This is a genomic window from Pseudomonas sp. R5-89-07, assembly GCF_003851685.1.
Taxonomy (GTDB): Bacteria; Pseudomonadota; Gammaproteobacteria; order Pseudomonadales; family Pseudomonadaceae; genus Aquipseudomonas.
The window spans coordinates 1,739,093-1,757,238 of sequence record NZ_CP027727.1 but is presented as its reverse complement, the minus strand read 5'-3'; the positions used below and the strand labels follow the sequence as shown (position 1 = coordinate 1,757,238).

Sequence of the window (18,146 nt, the reverse complement as noted above, 5' to 3'; positions counted from 1 at the left end):
ATATCAACTATCGGCCAAAAGCAGCCATTCAATGCTCTACACAATCAGGGGCGATTCAGTATGCTCCTTGCTGGAGCAGGAGCTCACGGTTGATGGTTGATGGTTGATGGTTGATGGTTGATGGTTGATGGTTGATGAGCGTTAAAGCCAGTTTGAAAAAGAACCACCCTAAAAAATCAGCCTTATTAAAATAAGCGCCACTTCAAAAAAAACCAATCTAAAAATTAACCATCCGCAAGCAGGTAAAAATGAAACCAATTCAAAGCATTTCCGGAAAAATAAAAAACTCAAACAAAGATGTAGATATCGAGCTCAATGGAAAAAATCTAATCATTGCTGGCGGCAACGGCTCAGGTAAAACCTCCCTAGTCAGCGCAATACATCAAACACTTAAAACTCAGATTATCCAACATCAAATTCGAAACATCCCAGGCTATGAAGGGAACGTTAAAACTTTCACAGAAGCATTAAGCCAATCAAACTTAGATCCTGCAACGCGACTAAACTATGAGCAGAGCCTTCTGCACTCTCAGCAAGCTTTAGACAGCATCAATGGACCTTTAAAAGTTACCTACAATAATGATCCAAACTTACTTATAGATAAATACATCGAAAAAAAATCGTCCATTCGTTTTTTTGCTGCAGGCCGTACGGCTGAAATTTCAAGCGTATCCTCGGCGACCGCATCTCAACCAGATATAAACTCGATAGACATAAACGCTCGGCTAGGAGGCAACCTTGAACAGCATCTTGTAAATTTAAAAGTAAGAAGCGCTTTAGCAATGCAAGCTGGCGAGGAGGGAAAACGACCTGTTCACGCTGAAGAGTGGATAGCCTCCTTTACCGAAAACCTCAAATATTTATTTGAAGATCAATCAACAGAACTCCACTTTGCGCCCGACCAGTTGAGGTTTTATATTTCGCAAAATGGTAAACCACAATACAACTTCCAAAGTTTATCCTCTGGATATCTAGCCATCTTTGAAATATATGCAGATCTACTAATGCATACCGAATACGCACAGATTAAACCATCCGAGCTCACGGGCATCGTGGTAATCGATGAAATCGATGCTCACCTTCATGTCTCTCTACAACGTAAAATACTACCTTTCTTCACGTCCTCATTCCCCGCAATACAATTTATTGTTACTACTCACTCCCCTTTCGTTCTGACATCAGTAGATGACGCAGTAATATTTGATATATCCACATGCCAAACTGTACTCGACTTATCAATGTACTCTTATGAGTCTGTTGCTGAAGGACTATTAGGCGTACCTCCCATCTCAAAAATATTTGAGGACACAATTAAAAAATTAACAAAAATTACAAGTGCTGATTTTTTCGACCTTAAATCGGCAGAAGACTTACTGAATACGATTGCACCTCACATAGACGTGCTAGACGCTGAATCAGAAATGTTCTACCAAATTGCCGCCAACAAAATAATTAAGATGAAGGCGGAGAACTAATAAATGTTTAATGTGGAACGACCAAAGCTCGCCCCACCATCTTTGATTGAAAAAAAAAGCTGGACCGGCAGCGATGTACTTCATTCGTTGAGACAAGCATTTTATGACAAATGTTATATCTGCGAAACAAAAGACCCACTCAGCCTTAATGTTGAACATTTTGACGCCCACATGGATGACGTCGACAAAATGTATGACTGGAACAACCTGTTTCTTGCTTGCGCCCGGTGCAACAACATTAAACGACACTTATTCAACAACCTCATTAACTGCACAGACGCCGGCCTAGACGCATTGCGCCTCATACGACACGCGCCCCCAGTTACGCCTTTTGCGAAAACGCTAACAATTGAACCAACAAACGTTGAAGCCAGCACAATTGAAACTGCCTTATTAATAAAAAAAGTCTTCACCGAAGACAACACGGGCAACAAAGATATAACCGGCACTTATTTAAGAAAACGTGTATACAAACGATACTCCCTACTTTTATCATTTATCAATATATATATTGATGAAGATTCTTTGGACTCAGAAAAAAGAGATGCCATCCTTAGAATTGAAAACCTAATGAAAAAAAGCCAAGAATACTCGGCCTTTTTAAGATGGGCAGTAATAGACTCACCCGAGCTATTTGAAGTTGTGAAAGATTCTATTGACTAGCCACCATAAAAACACCCTTACAAAATTTACGATAAGAGGGGGATTGCTATGCATCCCCTCCTTTGATCACAGTGACCCAAGATTAAACACAAGCTTCCCAAGCTGATGAGCAGATATCGGGGTCAGACCACGATATTCAACGCGCGACAGGGGCTCCGCAGATATCGGGTTAGACCACGATACCCGGCTTTGAGTTGACAGAGGAAAAGCAAACGATTCACTCCCAGACACGTCTCACGGCGACCAGCCGATTTGGAGAACAGGGTCAGAGCACGTTTTCAATAATGGTGGTCTGACCCCTATTTCTCCCAATAAATAATCAAAAGCAGATACAAACAACAACGAATGCAAATACTTTCATAGCCGCCTAGTGATTCCGAAGGTTATGCTCATCCAATTGAAACTCGTCGCCAATACCGAGCTTCTCCAAGATAACCGGCAGTACCTGATGAATCACCCGCATGCCCACCAAAAGTTCATTCATATATATATCAGGATGGATACGTGAGGAGTTTACCCCAAGACTCTCGGCCTCTGCTGTATGTCCGAGCCCATCATGGCTCCCATGAACAAGATCCAGAAGCTCAGCTCTCAAAGGGGTGCCTACTTGAAAGGCTCTCGTTTTCACTAAGCCAAGCCAATACTCATAATCTCTTTCGATTTTGTATTTGAACGCACTAAAATTGGGTGCAAGCGCTGAATCCACTTCAACTTTAGAGGCTGCAAGCGCTAGAAGGGATGGTTCAATATTCTCGGCTGGCGAATCAAAAAGCTCCATATCGTCAAGAATCAAATCGGCTACATACGCAACATAAAAACCATAGACATCGGTATACGCTTTAAAAATACTGTAAATCAAAGAAGAATATTGGTTATCATCTATAATATCCCAGAAAGCGTCAGCCTCTTCTTCATCTTCCCAAGTGACGTTAAGTGCAACAGGAAAGTTTTCAGGAATCTTAACCCCCATATCGCGCAGCACGTCAAATGTATGCCAACATAGCAAGTCGAGATCATCGACTAACGATTCCGCACTGTATCCAGTCTCTGCGTTAGAGTTAGCCATTTCAGCAAGCTGGCCGATAAGCGCTCTCCACTTAGTCGCATTTTCTCGGGAACCACTCCAGAGGATAAACTCCGGATTCTGATCGCCAACCCCAGAAATAACTCTTAGCTTTTCCTCCATATCAAAAGAAAGATGCTCGCCTTTTTTCCATTTACTAATCTGTGTAGCGGAGACGCCAAGCCGCTGAGATAGCTCCTTTTGGGTACATCCAAGCGCCTCTAACGACAGCTGAACAAGGGCTTCACTGTACATATTCCACCTAAATTTAGTGAATTTTCAATTTAATAAAGTAACCACTATCAATATTTAGGTCAATAAAAATTTTTTTACTAAATATCTCATTAAGATAGCTGTTGATACACCTCACGACGGACTGCTCAGTCACCCAAGCGCACCAAGGTGTAAGATGCCCACAACCGTCCACCATCGAGGCCGCCATGACTGGGATATCCCTAAACCTGCCGGAAGACCTATCCAACTCTCTCGCCGACCTGGCCAAAACCAACGGTCAGACAGCAAGCTACCTGGCAATGGATGTTCTTCGCGACTACATCGAACACGAAAAAGCGCTGACCGCTCAGGTCGAGCTGGCGGTAAAAGACGCCGACGAAGGAAAATTCGCCACCGATGACCAAGTAGCGGCCATGCGCACTAGGCGCTGGAGCAAGAATGCGGGTTGAGTGGCTTGAAAAAGCACTCAAAAACCTGGAAGACGAAGCGAACTATATCGCTCTCGAAAATCCAAAAGCCGCTGACGACTTCTCGGATGCCATTTTCGCCAGCGTCGACAGGCTGGCTCAGTTTCCTTCCATGGGCCGCGAAGGTCGGGTAAAACATACCCGCGAATGGGCAGTTCCCAACTGGTCCTATCTGATCCCGTATAGAGTGCGGGGCGATCGACTGCAGATCCTTGGCGTATTCCACACAAGGCAACGCCCTCGTTCGAAGTGGTAATGCGCGCAAAACTTGCCTCTCCGGCATCCAAGATCCGTTCCTGATAAACTGCGCCCCATTCGCCTCGCTAACTCAGATTCCTCCATGCCCCTACAATCCGCTCCTCTCTCCCGCCGCTTCTCCGTCGCACCCATGATGGACTGGACCGACCGCCACTGCCGGTACTTCCTACGCCTGCTCTCCAAGCACGCCCTGCTCTACACCGAGATGGTCACCACCGGCGCTATCCTCCATGGAGACCACGACCGCTTCCTGCGCCACAACGAAGCCGAGCACCCGCTGGCGCTCCAGTTGGGCGGCAGTGTCCCTGCCGATCTGGCCGCGTGCACCCGCATGGCCGAAGCAGCTGGTTACGACGAAGTGAACCTGAACGTCGGCTGCCCCAGCGACCGGGTGCAGAACAACATGATCGGCGCGATCCTGATGGCGCACCCTGCCCTGGTTGCCGATTGCGTGAAGGCGATGCGCGATGCGGTGTCGATTCCGGTGACGGTCAAGCACCGTATCGGCATCAATGGCCGGGACAGTTATGCCGAGTTGTGTGATTTTGTCGGCACGGTAAGGGACGCCGGTTGCACCAGTTTTACCGTGCATGCGCGGATTGCGATTCTGGAGGGGTTGTCGCCGAAGGAGAATCGGGACATTCCGCCGTTGCGCTATGACGTCGCGGCGCAGTTGAAGCAGGATTTCCCGGAGCTTGAGTTTATTCTCAACGGTGGGATCAAGACGTTGGAGCAGTGCCAGGAGCATTTGCAGACGTTTGACGGGGTGATGCTGGGGCGGGAGGCTTATCACAATCCGTATCTGCTGGCGGAGGTGGATCAGCGGTTGTTTGGCAGTGAGGCGCCGGTGGTTAGCCGGGCGGAGGCGTTGGCGCAGTTGCGGCCTTATATTGCTGAGCATTTGGCCAGTGGTGGGACGATGCACCACATTACTCGGCATGTGTTGGGGTTGGGCACTGGTTTTCCGGGGGCGCGCAGGTTCAGGCAGTTGTTGTCGGTGGATATTCATAAGGCGGCTGATCCGTTGGCGTTGTTGGATCAGGCTGGGGAATTGTTGGAGGGGCGTTGATTGGAGAGCAGCAGGGGGTAGACTTTGTAGGAGCGAGCTTGCTCGCGAAAAACCCGTAGGCGCCGCGTTCATTCAGGAAGCCCGCGTTATCGTTGACGTTTTTCGCGAGCAAGCTCGCTCCTACAGTATTGGAGCAGGCTCAGGGGCGGTGACGTGGTTATCGGGCAGTTGGGTTGAACCTGCCGGCGGTTTTGCCCTCCTATTGAGCAGTACAGCCGCCATTCAAACGGCTGTTTTCAGGTTATTGCCCTCGCAAACGACCTATCGCATTTGCGCCCTTGAGCGCCTGCCAGCGCTCGGGTAATGTCATCAGACCCACAGGACAGAGCACGCCCATGACTTCCAAGCTGGAACAACTCAAGCAATTCACCACCGTTGTAGCCGATACCGGCGATTTTTCGACCCTCGCCAAGCTCAAGCCGCAAGACGCTACGACCAACCCTTCCCTGCTGCTCAAGGCCGCGTCGATTCCGGGCTATGCCAAGCTGCTGGACGAGTGCGTGCAGGACTGCAACGGCGACGTGGGTCTGGCCAGTGACCGTTTCGCGGTGGCTGTGGGCCAGGAAATTCTCAAAGTGGTGCCGGGCCGTATTTCCACTGAAGTGGATGCGCGTCTGTCCTTCGACGAGGGCGCTATTCTCAAGCGCGCGCATCGTCTGATCGACCTGTACGACAAGGCCGGCGTTAGCCGTGACCGTGTGCTGATCAAGATCGCTTCCACCTGGGAAGGTATCCGCGCGGCGGAAAAGCTGGAAAAAGAAGGCATCCAGACCAACCTGACGCTGCTGTTCTCCTTCGCTCAGGCTGTGGCTTGTGCTGAAGCGGGCGTATTCCTGATCTCGCCGTTCGTGGGCCGTATCTACGATTGGTACAAGAAGGCCAACGGCAACGACTACACCGGCTCCGATGACCCAGGCGTGCAGTCGGTGACGCGTATTTACAACTACTACAAGGCCAATGGCTATAAGACTGTAGTGATGGGTGCGAGCTTCCGTAACCTGAGCCAGATCGAGGAGTTGGCGGGTTGCGATCGCTTGACCATCAGCCCGGATTTGCTGGAGAAGCTGGCGGCCGATGAAGGCAAGCTGGAGCGCAAGTTGTCGCCAGGCCACGCCGGTGAAGCGCGGGTGCACATGACTGAAGCGCAGTTCCGCTGGGAGTCCAACGAGGATGCGATGGCAACTGAGAAGCTGGCGGAGGGGATTCGTCAGTTTGCTCGGGACCAGGAGAAGCTGGAGGCGTTGTTGTCGGCCAAGCTGTAAAAGCGAAGGCGGCAAAAAGGGCGGCACCTTGGCGGGTGCCGCCCTTTTTTGTGGGCGCCGATCTCAAGCTTGTCGTAGGTCAAACTGTGGGAGGGGGCTTGCCCCCGATGGCAGGGTGTCAGTCAGCTTGTTCATAACTGACACACCGCTATCGGGGGCAAGCCCCCTCCCACATTTTGATTGCATTTCAAGTGGGGGTCAGTGGCGTTCGAGGGCGTTGACGAGGTCGTGGAAGGCTTCGCGATTGGACTCGTTCAAGCCCATCAGGATCTTGTGCGCTTCCAGCACCTTGACCCGTACGATTTCCTCGGACTGATCCTGGGAAGGCAGGTCGGTCAGGCATTCCGGGCAGGGGATCGGGCGGTCAACGATGTTGAACACCTGGTCAAAACCCATGGACTGCAGCAGCCGGGTGATGTCTTCGTGGGTGGTGACGACGGTCGGCAGCAGGCCGACCTTCTGCCGAGACAGAATGGACAACTTGGCCAACAGGCCCAGGGTGGTGCTATCGATGCTGCGGGTTTCGGTCAGATCGATCACGATCGCCGAGAAGTTCAGCGCTGTGAAGATCCGCTCAATCGTCGCATCCAGCGCCGAACACAAGGTCAGGCGCACTTCACCGACAAACTTCAGGACAAAGGTCCCGTCTTGCTCGGCGAATTGGATTCTTCCGGTACTCATCAAAGATTCCTGCTCAACACCAATAGGGCGATATCATCCGGCATCTCCCCTAGCGTGGCCAATCCAAAAACCTGCCGCAGACCATCCAGGCTGCCGCCCGCCGACTTGACCTTTTGGGGCAAGGCGGCTTCTTTCTCTTTGAGTGTAGGCTCTGGAAGCAGGTCCAGGATACCGTCGGACATCAGCGTCAGGCTGAAGGTCGGCGGCAGTTCCAGGATGTGGTCTTCGTAGGTGGCTTCATTGAACAAGCCCACCGGCAGGCCACGCCCTTCCAGGTAACGCACACTGTCAGGAGTGTATAACACTGGCATCGGCAGATGGCCGCCGATGCTGTAGGTCAAAAGACCGGTTTCTTCATCGATCACGCCGCCCACCATCGTCACGTGCTTGCCCAGCTTGCAGCTGATCAGGCCCCGGTTGATATGGCCCAGTACCTCGGAGGGAGTGAACTCCGGCAAGGTGCCGTTGCGCTTGGATTCAAACAATAACCGCGTTGTCATGAATTTCAACAACACGGTAACAAAAGCCGAGGAAGCGCCGTGGCCGGAGACGTCGGCCAGGTAGAACGCCACACGTCGCTCATCCACACGGAAATAGTCGACAAAATCACCCGACAGGTACAACGACGGGATGATCTGGTGGGCAAACTTGAACTCGTCAATGGTCCACGGGCTGACCGGCAGCATGTTCATCTGCACCTGGCGACCGGCGTTCTGGTCTTCCTGGAGCAGGTTCAGGCTGGCTTCGAGCTCGCGGTTGGCGGTTTCGAGCTTTTCGCGGTAACGCTGGTTTTCCACCAATAGCCGTGCACGGTCCAGGGCGCGGCGCACCGAGTGCTCCAGCACGGCCAAGTCTTCCAGGGGTTTGATCAGGTAATCGGCGGCGCCCAGGCGCAGGGCTTCAACGGCGTCATTCATGACCCCGGCACCGGACACGACAATCACCGGCGTCTGCGGGGCGAGCTCGGTCACCTGGCGAATCAGCTCAAGGCCGCCCATTTGGGGCATGCGCAAGTCGCAGATCACGAGGTCGGGCTTGTCGCGCTCGAATACCTGGAGACCCTGTTGGCCGTTGCCGGCCTGCAGGACGCTGAAGCCACTGTCTTCCAAATAGGCTGCGAGGCTCTCGCGCACTACTTCGTCGTCATCGATTATCAGCAGCGTGGCACTGGTTTTTTGCATGTGGGCAAACGGCGCCAGAATTAGGTTGGCGTAGGCGGCTCGGCAATGGCCGGGCTCACGTACTGGATTCGCTTTCTAGCCTCTCTGTCCTACAAAGCATTGGGATTTGGCCCATGCACAACGGTAAAGCAGAGGTGCCCTTCTAAGGCGCAGACGGTACTCCCATCCGTGAGGGGTTTCAAGCTCATGCCGATGGTCGCCGGGCGTCTTTACACCGCAAATCACCGGGAGTTATAAGAACGCTCACCACCACAACGCAAAGTAAGGATGGATGCTGTGAGCGAACATGAGCGCGACTACGCCGAAAAACGTGATTTCATCCGCATGCGGGTGGATGCCGATGTGTCGTTGATCCACGCCGGGCAGGAGATTGCAGGGGTCTGCCTGGACCTTTCCAGCTCCGGCATGCAGGTACAGGCACCTCGCCAGTTCAGCGTGGGCGACTTGCTGACCGTGCGCATCGATTCAGAGCACGCTGCACTTACGGGGCTTGAGGCCGATACCGAGGTGGTGTGGACCAAGGCTGCTGGCAATGAGCAGCACCTGGGCCTCAGGATTCTGAAAATGCGCTGATCAGCGCGCACAAAAAAGGCGACCGTGAAAGGGTCGCCTTTTTTATTTCAAAACATCACAGCTTAAAAGTCGTCGACAACCTTGCCGTCCTTGACCTTGAACTCACGGTTCTGCAGGTAAGCGTTACGGATGAAGGTGTACTTGTCGCCGCTGATCAGCTTCTCGCTGTCGAGCAGGCTGGCACGCACATCAACGATGTTCAGGCCGAAGGTGCTGTTGCGCCAGCCGATATCGTTCATGTAGCGGTACGGTTGGGTGTAGCTGTCCACGTACTTGGACGGCGCGTCACGCAAGGTGCTTGGGCCCAGCAGTGGGATCATCACGTAGGGACCGCTGCCGACGCCCCAGTAGCCCAGGGTCTGGCCGAAGTCTTCATCGCTGCGCTGCAGCCCCATTTTGGTGCCGACATCGATGAAGCCCAGCACGCCAAACGTGGTGTTGACCAACAGGCGGGCCGTATCAACGCCCGCATTGTGCGGCTTGAGCTGCAGCACATTGTTGGCCAGGTTGCCGACATCGCCGATGTTGCGGAAGAAGTTGTGAACGCCGTCCTGCACGAATTGCGGTGTGACAAACTGATAGCCCTGGGCGAGTGGCTTGAGGGCGTAGGTGTCAACGGTGTCGTTGAAGGTGAAGATCGGGCGGTTGACGCTTTCCCATGGGTCATCTTCCGACGCTGCTTGGGCGGCGAACGGTGCCAACAGGACGGTGGCACACACCGACAGCTGAGCGAAATACTGGCTCCAGCGCATAGCTTTTGCTCCTTGAATGGTCTGTCATGGGCGCTATGCCCTGAATAAGGCCGTCAGTATATGACGGAAGTATCGATTTAGGCAGTCGCAAGGAAACGACTTTCATGATTTGCACAAAATTCCTACAAATACCCGACAGTGTCATCCACCTGTCATGCCCTGCCGATAGCGTTGCAACTATTTCAGGGACGTTCAGATGCCACATGCCGAGATAGCCGTCGCCACTGCCCCCGCGTTGACCGCCGTGCTGTTTGGGCTGAGTGGCTGCCTGGTGGATTTCGGTTCCCAGGCCCGCAGCGACGCGCCCTCCCCCGACTCCCAGGCCACACCCGGCGCGCTGAAGATTCTGCGTAGCCTCAAGGAGCAAGGCGTGCCTTGCGCCTGGCTGGATGAGCTACCCGCCTCTATCACGACGCCACTGGCCGCCGCCCTGCCCGCCTGGCTCAAGGCCGCCTCGCCCTCCACCATCCGCTGGCCGGCGCCCCATGCCTGCTGGCAAGCCTTGATGGAGCTGAATATCGCACGCCTGGACGGCTGCGTGCTGGTCAGCGGCGAACCGCGCCTGCTGCAATCGGGCCTGAATGCCGGCTTGTGGACCATCGGCCTGGCCTCCTGCGGCTCGCTGTGTGGCGTGGCGCCTGAGCGGTGGCAGGCGCTGAGCGAAAAGGAACGCGAGCACAAACGCGCCAAGGCAACCGTGGCGCTCTATGGATTGGGCGTGCATTCAGTGATCGATCACCTCGGTGAACTCGGCACCTGCCTGGCCGACATCCGCCTGCGCCGGCTCAAAGGCGAGAAGCCCTGATCGAGATCATGCACGGTTGGCCGCAGTGGATTAATCTACAGATCAGTTCGTAGACCTTTCTCGGCGTGCCGCGGTCTATGCCAGTGACTATCGATAAAAGGAAAGAACGTCATGCCTGATCGCAAAAAGCTGGAAGAACAGGTCGAGATCCTGCGCGGGCAGTTGGAACAGGAGCCACCGCTGTCACCTGAAAAACGTGAAGCGTTGGAGGAATTGATTGCCAAGTTCGAAGTGCAACTTGAATTGGAACCGGCCACCCAGACGCCGAGCATCTCCGATGATGTGAATCAAGCGGCCATAGAGTTCGACGCTGAGCACCCGGTCATTTCCGTGACATTGCGCAATATCATGATCACCCTGGGCAATATCGGGATCTAACCTGAGCCCAAGTCCGGCACAAAAGCAAAATGTGGGAGGGGGCTTGCTCCCGATAGCGGAGTGTCAGTCACAGCATCTGTGCCTGAACCTCTGCTATCGGGGGCAAGCCCCCTCCCACATGTGTTTTGGGTGAAGGCTACTGACGCGCCAGGCGGACGTTCTGGAACGCCATATCTTCGGTACTGCGATACGGGTTGATGTCCAACCCGCCCCGCCGCACATACCGCGCATACACGGTCAGCTTCTCGGGTTTGAGCAAACGTTGCAGGTCCAGGAAGATGCGTTCCACGCACTGCTCGTGGAAGTCCGAGTGCTGGCGAAAGCTCACCAGGTATTCCAGCAGGCTGGCGTGATCCAGGGCCGCACCGCGATATTCCACCACCACGCTGCCCCAATCGGGCTGGCTGGTAACCGGGCAGTTGGATTTGAGCAGGTGGCTGTGCACGCTCTCCTCCACCATGCGCGAATCATCACAGCGCAACAATTCCGGACGCGGGTGCTCGTAGCTGCTGACGTTGATGTCCAGTTCATCGATGCACACGCCCGGCAGCGCCATCACCCCTTCAGCCTCGACCTCGGCCAGGCTGCGAATGCGCACGCTGACCGGCTTGCCGGCGGCGGCACTGAGGTCGTCGCGCAAGGTCGCTTCCAGACGCTGCGTATCGGCAAAGGCTGTCTGGTTCAACGAGTTGAGGTACAGCTTGAACGACTTGGACTCGATGATGTTCGGCGAGTCGGCCGGGATGCTGAATTCACCGATGGCCACCACCGGCTTACCGGACGGCAGCAACCAGGACAGTTCGAAGCAGTTCCAGAAGTCTACGCCCTTGTAAGGCAGGGTCTCGGCGCTCAGGCCCAGCTCAGCCCACTTGGCGGCGCGAGGGATCGGGAACAGCAACGAAGGAGTGTAAGTGGAGATGTATTCACTGGACTTGCCCAGCGGCGAATGTTCGGCTGCGGGATGCATGGCGGAAACCTGGCTAAATAAACCGCGCCAGTCTACCAGCCTTTGCTCCCGCCCTTAAGGAACGCCTTACTCAACGGTCAGTTTGCCGACCATGCCCGCCTGGTAATGCCCGGGCAGGTTGCAGGCGAACTCAAGGCCTGTGGCTTTTGAGAACGTCCAGGTCAGCTCGGCGGTTTTGCCGGGCTCGACCAGCACGCTGTTCGGGTCATCGTGCTTCATGGCGCCATGGTCCATCTTGCTGTGGTCCATTTCGCCCATACCGGTGGCCGTGAGCATGCCGCTGGCCTGCATCTGTAACATTTCCTTCTGGTGTTCGGCATGCATGGCCGCGTCGCCGAGGTTGAACTCATGCAGCAACCGGCCTTTATTGATCAGCACAAAGCGCACTGTCTCACCGGCCTTGACGTCGAGTGACGTGGGCGAAAAAGAAATGTCCTGCAGTACCACTTCCACCGTGCGCGTGGCTTTGTCAGCCGCCGCCGGCTGGCCGAATGCATAGCTGTGAGCCGCATCGGCCATGGCATTGAAACTCAGCGCCAACAGGCAGCCGGCCAGGAACAGAGGTGTACGCAACGCCATCTTTCATTCTCCAAAAGGGGTGACTCGCTTGGACAGCACTTTAAGATGGCCTCGCTGCCAGCCAACTGACTGCTAGATTACAACTTTGTAAGGTTGCGCCCACACCCTGAAACCCACGGTATAAAGCCCGATGCTTCTTGTAGGAGCGAGCTTGCTCGCGAAGGGCTTAAGCACAACACGTTAAGCCAGACAGCCCACGTTATCGTTGGCGTTTTTCGCGAGCAAGCTCGCTCCTACATAGTCCTGTACCCAACTACCAAGAGCCCTGAATGAAGCTGCTGATCGTCGAAGACCAACCGAAAACCGGACATTACCTGCGCCAGGGTCTGACCGAGGCGGGCTTTACCACCGAACTGGTGGCCGACGGCACCAGCGGGCAACACCTGGCGCTGACCGGCGACTATGACCTGTTGATCCTCGATGTGATGCTGCCCGGTCGCGATGGCTGGCAAATCCTGCAGGCGGTGCGCAGTGCCGGCCTGGACATTCCGGTGCTGTTCCTGACCGCGCGCGACGTGGTGGAGGACCGCGTGCACGGCCTGGAGCTGGGTGCCGACGACTACCTGGTCAAGCCGTTCGCCTTTTCCGAACTGCTCGCCCGCGTGCGTAGCCTGTTACGGCGTGGCAGCAGTGCGCCGCAGGAAACCCACCTGCAACTGGCCGACCTGCGCCTGGACCTGATCCGCCGCCGCGTCGAACGCAGCGGCCAGCGCATCGACCTGACCGCCAAGGAGTTCTCCCTGCTGGAGCTGCTGCTGCGCCGCCAGGGTGAAGTACTGCCCAAGTCGCTGATCGCCTCGCAGGTCTGGGACATGAATTTCGACAGCGACACCAACATCATCGAAGTCGCGATCCGTCGCCTGCGCCTGAAAATCGACGATGCCTATCCCAACAAGCTGATCCACACCGTGCGCGGCATGGGCTACGTACTGGAGGAGCGTTTCACGTGATCCAGCGCCTGTCGCTCGCCAGCCGCCTGGCGCTGCTGTTTGCCGGCTGCACCGCCGTGGTCTCGCTGCTGGCCGGCGTGCTGTTCAACCATGCCAGTGAAGTCCACTTCATCGAGCTGGACCAGCAGCAACTGGACAGCAAACTGGTGGCGCTGCGCAGCACGTTGCAGGGCGTCGACTCGCCGCAAGCCTTCGCCCAGCGCGAACCCCAACTGCGTGCCGACCTCAGCCATCAACCCGACCTCACCTTGCGCATCACCGCGGCCGGCCAGCGCTGGCTCGACGATGCGCCGGGCATGGCGTTGCCCGATGCTCCGGGCCTGCATAGCCTGCAAAACGCAGGCACCGCCTATCGCGTGTACAACGCGCCGTTGAGCCCTGGCCAACCCGGTTCAGCGCAATTGACCTTGATACTCGACATCACCCACCACCAGCATTTCCTGCAACGCATGCAGCGCCTGATCTGGCTGACTGTTGGCCTCTCGGCCCTGGCCACCGCACTGCTCGGCGCCTGGGCGGCGCGCAACGGGTTGCGCCCCTTGCGGCGCATGGCCGAAGTCGCCGCCGGGGTGTCCGCGCATTCCCTGACGCAACGCTTGCCGCAGCAGCAAATGCCGGCGGAACTGGCTGAGCTGGCCCAGACTTTCAATGCCATGCTGGGCCGGTTGGACGACGCGTTCCAGCGCCTCTCGGCCTTCTCCGCCGATATCGCCCACGAGCTGCGCACTCCGCTGTCGAACCTGCTGACCCAGACCCAGGTCATCCTCACCCAGCCGCGCCCCTTGGAGGATTACCGCGAAGCGCTGCACAGCAATCTTGAGGAATTGCAGTGGATGGCGCAGTTGGTGAACGACATGCTGTACCTGGCCAAGGCTGATCACGGTTTGCTCACGCCCAAGCGCGAGCCTCTGGCGCTGGCCGATGAGGTTGAGGCGGTGCTGGAGTTTTTTGCGTTGCTGGCCGAAGACGTACAGGTGTCACTGGGGTGCGAAGGCCAGGCCCACACAACGGGTGATCGCGGCATGTTGCGCCGGGCCTTGTCCAACCTGCTGGAAAACGCCCTCAGGTTTACCCCGGCGGGCGGTGAAGTACGGGTGCGTCTGGCAGAGGATGAACGGGGTGTGAGGCTGACGGTGGAGAACAGCGGGAAAGGCATCTCGGCGGACGTGCTGCCGAAGTTGTTTGATCGCTTCTACCGGGCCGATCCGGCGCGCCGCGAGGGCAGCAGCGAGCATGCGGGGCTGGGGTTGGCGATTACCCAGTCGATTGTGCGGGCACATGGGGGGCGGATTTTTTGCGAATCCGAGGTGGGGTGGGCGCGGTTTGTGATCGAGTTGCCCAAGGGGGATTGATGCTGGCTGGGCCGGCCCTATCGTGGGCAAGCCCCCTCACACATGTTGACCTCATTCTTCCTGCAAACGAGGGCCACTGTGGGAGGGGGCTTGCCCCCGATAGCGGCCTCAACTATTACGAATATCTCAGCGCATGCGCCGGCTCGATCTTCGCCGCCCGATACGCCGGGTAAATCGTCGCCAGAAAGCTCAACACAAACCCCGCCGAGCAGATCAGCAACACATCCCCACCCTGCAGTTCGGACGGCAGGTTGCTGACGAAGTAAACATCCGAACTGAAGATATGCTGCCCGCTCACCCGCTCCAGCCAGCCCACCAGCTCACTCACGTTCAGCGCCGCAATCACGCCCAGCACGCCGCCGATCAAGGTGCCGACGACACCGATCACCGTGCCCTGCACCATGAAGATCGCCATGATCTGGCGTGGCGTGGCGCCGATGGTGCGCAGGATCGCGATGTCCGCGCCCTTGTCGTTCACCACCATGATCAAGGTGGCGATGATGTTGAACGCGGCCACGGCGACGATCATCAGCAGCAACAGGCCGATCATGGTCTTTTCCATCTTCATCGCGCTGAACAGGCTGCCCTGGGTGTGGGTCCAGTCGTCTGCTTTGTACGCCGCGCCGAGGCTGGCAGCGATGTCCGCCGAAACCTTGGGCGCCGCGTACAGGTCCGTCACCGCCAGGCGCACGCTTTGTACCTGGTTCGGTTGCCAATGCTGTATCTCAGCCGCGTCGGCCCTGTTGATCAAGGCCATGGAGCCGTCCAGCTCGGCGCCCACCTTGAAGATACCCACCACGTTCAAGCGCTGCATGCGCGGGGTGATGCCCCCCGGCGCGGTGCTGACTTCCGGGACGATCAACGTCAGCTTGTCGCCCACGTTCAGGCGAAAGCGACGCGCGGTGATGTCGCCGATCACCACACCGAACTCACCGGGCTTCAAGTCTTCCAGTTTGCCGCGCACGATATGCTGGGCCACGATCGACACCTTGCCTTCCTGAGCCGGGTCGACGCCGCTGATCTCGATCGGCTGCATCGCGCCCTTGTAGGAGAACATGCCGTCCATCTGTGTGAAGGGTACCGCCGCGGTGACTTGCGGGTTCTTCAGTGCCGCGGCGGCCACCGGCTGCCAATCGTCAATCGGGTTCACACCTACGATGGTGGCGTGGGGCACCATGCCCAGGATGCGCGAGCTCATTTCACGCTGGAAGCCGTTCATCACCGAGAGCACCACAATCATCGCCAACACGCCCAGGGCGAGGCCGATCATCGAGGTCATCGAGATGAACGAGACAAAACGGTTGCGGCGCTTGGCGCGGGTATAGCGCGTGCCGATGAAAATCGATAACGGTCTGAACATTCGCTTGCACCGCCTGAAAAAATGAAAAAGCCGGTTTCAAAACACGGGCTTGCAACAGGTCAGATAGCGACCAGATGACCTTCCTGCAGATGCAGTACACGGTCCATCTGACGGGCCATGCTCATGTCATGGGTCACCACCAGGAACGCGGTGCGCATCTGGGTGCTCAGCTCCAGCATCAAGTCCTTGATGCCCTGGGCCGTGTGCGAGTCCAGGTTACCGGTGGGCTCATCGAGCATTACCAGGCCTGGGTTGTTCACCAGGGCACGGGCGATTGCCACGCGCTGGCGCTCGCCACCGGACAGTTCGGCCGGTTTGTGCTCCAGGCGATGGCCCAGGCCGACGCGTTCCAGCAAGGCCGTGGCACGCTGGCGCGCTTCTGGAATGGCGGTCTTGCCGATCAACAGCGGCATGCACACGTTCTCCAGGGCGGTGAATTCCGGCAACAGGTGGTGGAACTGATACACAAAACCCAGCGAACGGTTGCGCAGCTGGCCGCGGGCCTTTTCGTTCAAGGCCGACAGTTCTTCACCGGCCAGCCACACACTGCCCTGGGACGGCGTATCGAGGCCGCCCAACAGGTTGAGCAAGGTACTTTTGCCGGAACCGGAACTGCCGACGATCGCCACGCGTTCGCCGGGGTGCAGTTCAAGTTGCAGGTTGGCCAGCACCACCACGGATTCCGGGCCTTCCTCGTAGGATTTGCCCAGGTTGCGGCAGCTCAGGATTGCTTTTTCACTCATGCCCGATTCACTCATAACGTAATGCCTGTGCTGGCTGGGTGCGTGCCGCGCGCCAGGCTGGATACAGGGTGGCAAGGAAACTCAGGACCAACGCGGCGCCGCCCACCATCAGCACGTCCTGGGCCTGAACCTGGGACGGCAAGTAGTCAATGAAGTAGACGTCGGCGTTGAGGAATTTGTGGCCGAGCACTTTTTCCAGCGCGGCGATGGCAGCGCTGACATTCAGTGCCGCCAGGATCCCCACAGCGGTGCCGATCAGGGTGCCGACCACGCCGATCACCGTGCCCTGCACCATGAAGATCGCCATGATCTGCCCCGGCGTGGCGCCAAGGGTGCGCAGGATGGCGATGTCGCCCTTCTTGTCGTTCACCACCATCACCAGCGTGGAGATGATGTTGAAGGCGGCCACGGCGACGATCAGCAGCAACAGTAGGCCGATCATGGCTTTTTCCATGCGAATGGCCTGGTACAGGTTGCCGTGGGTACGGGTCCAGTCGCGGGCGTAATACTGCGATTCGCCCAGGTGCTGGGCGATTTCCCAGGCGCCGCGCGGGGCGTCGAACAGGTCATTGAACTTCAGGCGCAGGCCCTGCACCTGGTCAGGCTGCCAACGATGCAGGCGCGCCAGGTCAGTGAGGTTGGTCAAGCCGAGGTAGCCGTCGATCTCGCCGGCGCCGACATGGAAGGTGCCGACCACGGTAAACCGCTTCATGCGCGGGAACATGCCGGCCGGGGTCACGGTGACCTCCGGCGCGACGAAGGTCAGCTTGTCGCCGACACCTACGCCGAGCTTGGCCGCGGCCTTGTCGCCGATGATGATGCCGAAACTGCCAGGCGCCAGCGCGTCGAGTTTGCCCTGCAGCATGAACTTGTCGATGATCGAGACATTGCGCTCCTGGGCCGGGTCGACCGCATTGAGCAGGATTTTCTGCACCTTGCCGTCGTTGGTCAGCAATCCCTGCATCTGGGTAAACGGCGCAACGGCCACCACCTTTGGGTTCTGCTTGACCTTGTCGGCCAGGCTTTGCCAGTCGCTGATGGGCGCATCGCCCTCGATGGTCGCGTGAGGCACCATGCCCAGCACGCGGGTGCGCATCTCATGATCGAAGCCGTTCATCACCGACAGCACCACAATCATCACGACCACGCCCAGGGCGAGACCGATCATCGAGGTCAGGGAAATGAACGACACAAAATGATTGCGACGCTTTGCACGGGTATAACGCGTGCCAATAAATACGAAGAGAGGTCTGAACATGTCGGGGCTTGTTCGGAGGAAAAGAAGACGTCCCGGTGGCGGGGTCTGGTCAGCAGCTTTACACTCAGACCATTAC

At 56.7% G+C, this 18,146-nt stretch carries 20 protein-coding genes; 11 read left to right on the top strand and 9 right to left on the bottom strand.

The window, feature by feature from the left end; genetic code table 11:
- Positions 1–248: 248 nt before the first annotated feature.
- Complete coding sequence (locus C4J94_RS08070) at positions 249–1,475, top strand: AAA family ATPase (RefSeq protein WP_124385680.1); 1,227 nt, start codon at positions 249–251, stop codon at positions 1,473–1,475.
- Between the two features lie 3 nt (positions 1,476–1,478).
- Positions 1,479–2,138: an HNH endonuclease gene (locus C4J94_RS08065; protein ID WP_124385679.1), complete on the top strand. Its 660-nt coding sequence runs from the start codon at positions 1,479–1,481 to the stop codon at positions 2,136–2,138.
- Positions 2,139–2,505: 367 nt separating this feature from the next.
- On the opposite strand, the gene C4J94_RS08060 is transcribed toward C4J94_RS08065, so the two are convergent.
- Positions 2,506–3,456, bottom strand: a complete 951-nt coding sequence (locus C4J94_RS08060) for a helix-turn-helix transcriptional regulator (RefSeq protein WP_124385678.1) — start codon at positions 3,454–3,456, stop codon at positions 2,506–2,508.
- A gap of 185 nt (positions 3,457–3,641) precedes the next feature.
- Between C4J94_RS08060 and C4J94_RS08055 the strand changes: the two genes are divergently transcribed.
- The 4 genes from C4J94_RS08055 to tal all read left to right on the top strand — a co-directional run bounded on the left by C4J94_RS08055 (position 3,642) and on the right by tal (position 6,491).
- Positions 3,642–3,884 carry a CopG family ribbon-helix-helix protein gene (locus C4J94_RS08055; RefSeq protein WP_124385677.1) on the top strand — a complete coding sequence of 81 codons (243 nt, stop codon included), beginning with the start codon at positions 3,642–3,644 and terminating at the stop codon, positions 3,882–3,884.
- Entirely contained in the window at positions 3,874–4,158 is a 285-nt protein-coding gene (locus tag C4J94_RS08050; RefSeq protein WP_043047475.1) for a type II toxin-antitoxin system RelE/ParE family toxin, read from the top strand. Before C4J94_RS08055 ends, C4J94_RS08050 begins: the two co-directional genes overlap by 11 nt.
- Before the next feature lie 84 nt (positions 4,159–4,242).
- Positions 4,243–5,229, top strand: a complete 987-nt coding sequence (gene dusA, locus C4J94_RS08045; protein ID WP_124385676.1) for a tRNA dihydrouridine(20/20a) synthase DusA — start codon at positions 4,243–4,245, stop codon at positions 5,227–5,229.
- A 335-nt stretch (positions 5,230–5,564) separates the two neighbouring features.
- Positions 5,565–6,491: a transaldolase gene (gene tal / locus C4J94_RS08035; RefSeq protein WP_076950308.1), complete on the top strand. Its 927-nt coding sequence runs from the start codon at positions 5,565–5,567 to the stop codon at positions 6,489–6,491.
- A 198-nt stretch (positions 6,492–6,689) separates the two neighbouring features.
- Here tal and rssC read toward each other — a convergent pair whose 3' ends face one another.
- Positions 6,690–7,172, bottom strand: coding sequence for an anti-sigma factor antagonist RssC (gene rssC, locus C4J94_RS08030; protein WP_010212025.1), 483 nt, complete (start codon positions 7,170–7,172; stop codon positions 6,690–6,692).
- On the bottom strand, positions 7,172–8,353 hold the full coding sequence (rssB, locus tag C4J94_RS08025; RefSeq protein WP_124385674.1) for a two-component system response regulator RssB: 1,182 nt from the start codon (positions 8,351–8,353) through the stop codon (positions 7,172–7,174). The genes rssC and rssB overlap by 1 nt, the downstream gene beginning before the upstream one ends.
- 276 nt (positions 8,354–8,629) lie before the next feature.
- Here rssB and C4J94_RS08015 point away from each other — a divergent pair, with 276 nt between their 5' ends.
- Positions 8,630–8,926, top strand: a complete 297-nt coding sequence (locus C4J94_RS08015) for a PilZ domain-containing protein (RefSeq protein ID WP_124385673.1) — start codon at positions 8,630–8,632, stop codon at positions 8,924–8,926.
- A gap of 62 nt (positions 8,927–8,988) precedes the next feature.
- On the opposite strand, the gene C4J94_RS08010 is transcribed toward C4J94_RS08015, so the two are convergent.
- A complete protein-coding gene (locus C4J94_RS08010; protein ID WP_124385672.1) occupies positions 8,989–9,678 on the bottom strand; it encodes a VacJ family lipoprotein in 690 nt (229 codons plus the stop codon).
- 196 nt (positions 9,679–9,874) lie between these two features.
- Between C4J94_RS08010 and C4J94_RS08005 the strand changes: the two genes are divergently transcribed.
- Together C4J94_RS08005 and C4J94_RS08000 are read left to right on the top strand one after the other, a co-directional pair.
- Complete coding sequence (locus C4J94_RS08005) at positions 9,875–10,483, top strand: HAD family phosphatase (RefSeq protein WP_124385671.1); 609 nt, start codon at positions 9,875–9,877, stop codon at positions 10,481–10,483.
- 111 nt (positions 10,484–10,594) lie between these two features.
- On the top strand, positions 10,595–10,861 hold the full coding sequence (locus tag C4J94_RS08000; protein WP_124385670.1) for a DUF4404 family protein: 267 nt from the start codon (positions 10,595–10,597) through the stop codon (positions 10,859–10,861).
- 136 nt (positions 10,862–10,997) lie between these two features.
- Here the strand turns inward: C4J94_RS08000 and queF are convergent, their stop codons facing one another.
- The gene (queF, locus tag C4J94_RS07995; RefSeq protein ID WP_124385669.1) at positions 10,998–11,828 is read right to left on the bottom strand and encodes an NADPH-dependent 7-cyano-7-deazaguanine reductase QueF; all 831 of its coding nucleotides are present in this window, start codon (positions 11,826–11,828) and stop codon (positions 10,998–11,000) included.
- A gap of 66 nt (positions 11,829–11,894) precedes the next feature.
- Positions 11,895–12,407 carry a plastocyanin/azurin family copper-binding protein gene (locus C4J94_RS07990; protein ID WP_124385668.1) on the bottom strand — a complete coding sequence of 171 codons (513 nt, stop codon included), beginning with the start codon at positions 12,405–12,407 and terminating at the stop codon, positions 11,895–11,897.
- Positions 12,408–12,676: 269 nt separating this feature from the next.
- On the opposite strand from C4J94_RS07990, the gene C4J94_RS07985 reads away from it, so the two are divergent.
- Together C4J94_RS07985 and C4J94_RS07980 are read left to right on the top strand one after the other, a co-directional pair.
- The gene (locus C4J94_RS07985) at positions 12,677–13,357 is read left to right on the top strand and encodes a heavy metal response regulator transcription factor (protein ID WP_124385667.1); all 681 of its coding nucleotides are present in this window, start codon (positions 12,677–12,679) and stop codon (positions 13,355–13,357) included.
- Positions 13,354–14,709 (top strand): heavy metal sensor histidine kinase, encoded by a 1,356-nt coding sequence (locus C4J94_RS07980; RefSeq protein ID WP_124385666.1) that lies wholly within the window; start codon positions 13,354–13,356, stop codon positions 14,707–14,709. The genes C4J94_RS07985 and C4J94_RS07980 overlap by 4 nt, the downstream gene beginning before the upstream one ends.
- A 115-nt stretch (positions 14,710–14,824) precedes the next feature.
- On the opposite strand, the gene C4J94_RS07975 is transcribed toward C4J94_RS07980, so the two are convergent.
- Genes C4J94_RS07975 through C4J94_RS07965 form a run of 3 tightly spaced genes read right to left on the bottom strand, consistent with a single transcriptional unit; the run spans position 14,825 to position 18,070 of the window.
- Positions 14,825–16,069, bottom strand: a complete 1,245-nt coding sequence (locus tag C4J94_RS07975; RefSeq protein WP_124385665.1) for a lipoprotein-releasing ABC transporter permease subunit — start codon at positions 16,067–16,069, stop codon at positions 14,825–14,827.
- Between the two features lie 59 nt (positions 16,070–16,128).
- On the bottom strand, positions 16,129–16,812 hold the full coding sequence (gene lolD / locus C4J94_RS07970; protein WP_164484517.1) for a lipoprotein-releasing ABC transporter ATP-binding protein LolD: 684 nt from the start codon (positions 16,810–16,812) through the stop codon (positions 16,129–16,131).
- Positions 16,813–16,819: 7 nt separating this feature from the next.
- Positions 16,820–18,070 carry a lipoprotein-releasing ABC transporter permease subunit gene (locus C4J94_RS07965; RefSeq protein ID WP_124385664.1) on the bottom strand — a complete coding sequence of 417 codons (1,251 nt, stop codon included), beginning with the start codon at positions 18,068–18,070 and terminating at the stop codon, positions 16,820–16,822.
- Between the last annotated feature and the right edge of the window lie 76 nt (positions 18,071–18,146).

What these genes read in the sequence shown, in the direction of transcription:
- C4J94_RS08070 (WP_124385680.1), top strand. Translation starts at nt 249, where the DNA reads ATGAAACCAATTCAAAGCATTTCCGGAAAAATAAAAAACTCAAACAAA.
- C4J94_RS08065 (WP_124385679.1), top strand. Translation starts at nt 1,479, where the DNA reads ATGTTTAATGTGGAACGACCAAAGCTCGCCCCACCATCTTTGATTGAA.
- C4J94_RS08060 (WP_124385678.1), bottom strand. Translation starts at nt 3,456, where the DNA reads ATGTACAGTGAAGCCCTTGTTCAGCTGTCGTTAGAGGCGCTTGGATGT.
- C4J94_RS08055 (WP_124385677.1), top strand. Translation starts at nt 3,642, where the DNA reads ATGACTGGGATATCCCTAAACCTGCCGGAAGACCTATCCAACTCTCTC.
- C4J94_RS08050 (WP_043047475.1), top strand. Translation starts at nt 3,874, where the DNA reads ATGCGGGTTGAGTGGCTTGAAAAAGCACTCAAAAACCTGGAAGACGAA.
- dusA (WP_124385676.1), top strand. Translation starts at nt 4,243, where the DNA reads ATGCCCCTACAATCCGCTCCTCTCTCCCGCCGCTTCTCCGTCGCACCC.
- tal (WP_076950308.1), top strand. Translation starts at nt 5,565, where the DNA reads ATGACTTCCAAGCTGGAACAACTCAAGCAATTCACCACCGTTGTAGCC.
- rssC (WP_010212025.1), bottom strand. Translation starts at nt 7,172, where the DNA reads ATGAGTACCGGAAGAATCCAATTCGCCGAGCAAGACGGGACCTTTGTC.
- rssB (WP_124385674.1), bottom strand. Translation starts at nt 8,353, where the DNA reads ATGCAAAAAACCAGTGCCACGCTGCTGATAATCGATGACGACGAAGTA.
- C4J94_RS08010 (WP_124385672.1), bottom strand. Translation starts at nt 9,678, where the DNA reads ATGCGCTGGAGCCAGTATTTCGCTCAGCTGTCGGTGTGTGCCACCGTC.
- C4J94_RS08005 (WP_124385671.1), top strand. Translation starts at nt 9,875, where the DNA reads ATGCCACATGCCGAGATAGCCGTCGCCACTGCCCCCGCGTTGACCGCC.
- C4J94_RS08000 (WP_124385670.1), top strand. Translation starts at nt 10,595, where the DNA reads ATGCCTGATCGCAAAAAGCTGGAAGAACAGGTCGAGATCCTGCGCGGG.
- queF (WP_124385669.1), bottom strand. Translation starts at nt 11,828, where the DNA reads ATGCATCCCGCAGCCGAACATTCGCCGCTGGGCAAGTCCAGTGAATAC.
- C4J94_RS07990 (WP_124385668.1), bottom strand. Translation starts at nt 12,407, where the DNA reads ATGGCGTTGCGTACACCTCTGTTCCTGGCCGGCTGCCTGTTGGCGCTG.
- C4J94_RS07985 (WP_124385667.1), top strand. Translation starts at nt 12,677, where the DNA reads ATGAAGCTGCTGATCGTCGAAGACCAACCGAAAACCGGACATTACCTG.
- C4J94_RS07975 (WP_124385665.1), bottom strand. Translation starts at nt 16,069, where the DNA reads ATGTTCAGACCGTTATCGATTTTCATCGGCACGCGCTATACCCGCGCC.
- lolD (WP_164484517.1), bottom strand. Translation starts at nt 16,812, where the DNA reads ATGAGTGAAAAAGCAATCCTGAGCTGCCGCAACCTGGGCAAATCCTAC.
- C4J94_RS07965 (WP_124385664.1), bottom strand. Translation starts at nt 18,070, where the DNA reads ATGTTCAGACCTCTCTTCGTATTTATTGGCACGCGTTATACCCGTGCA.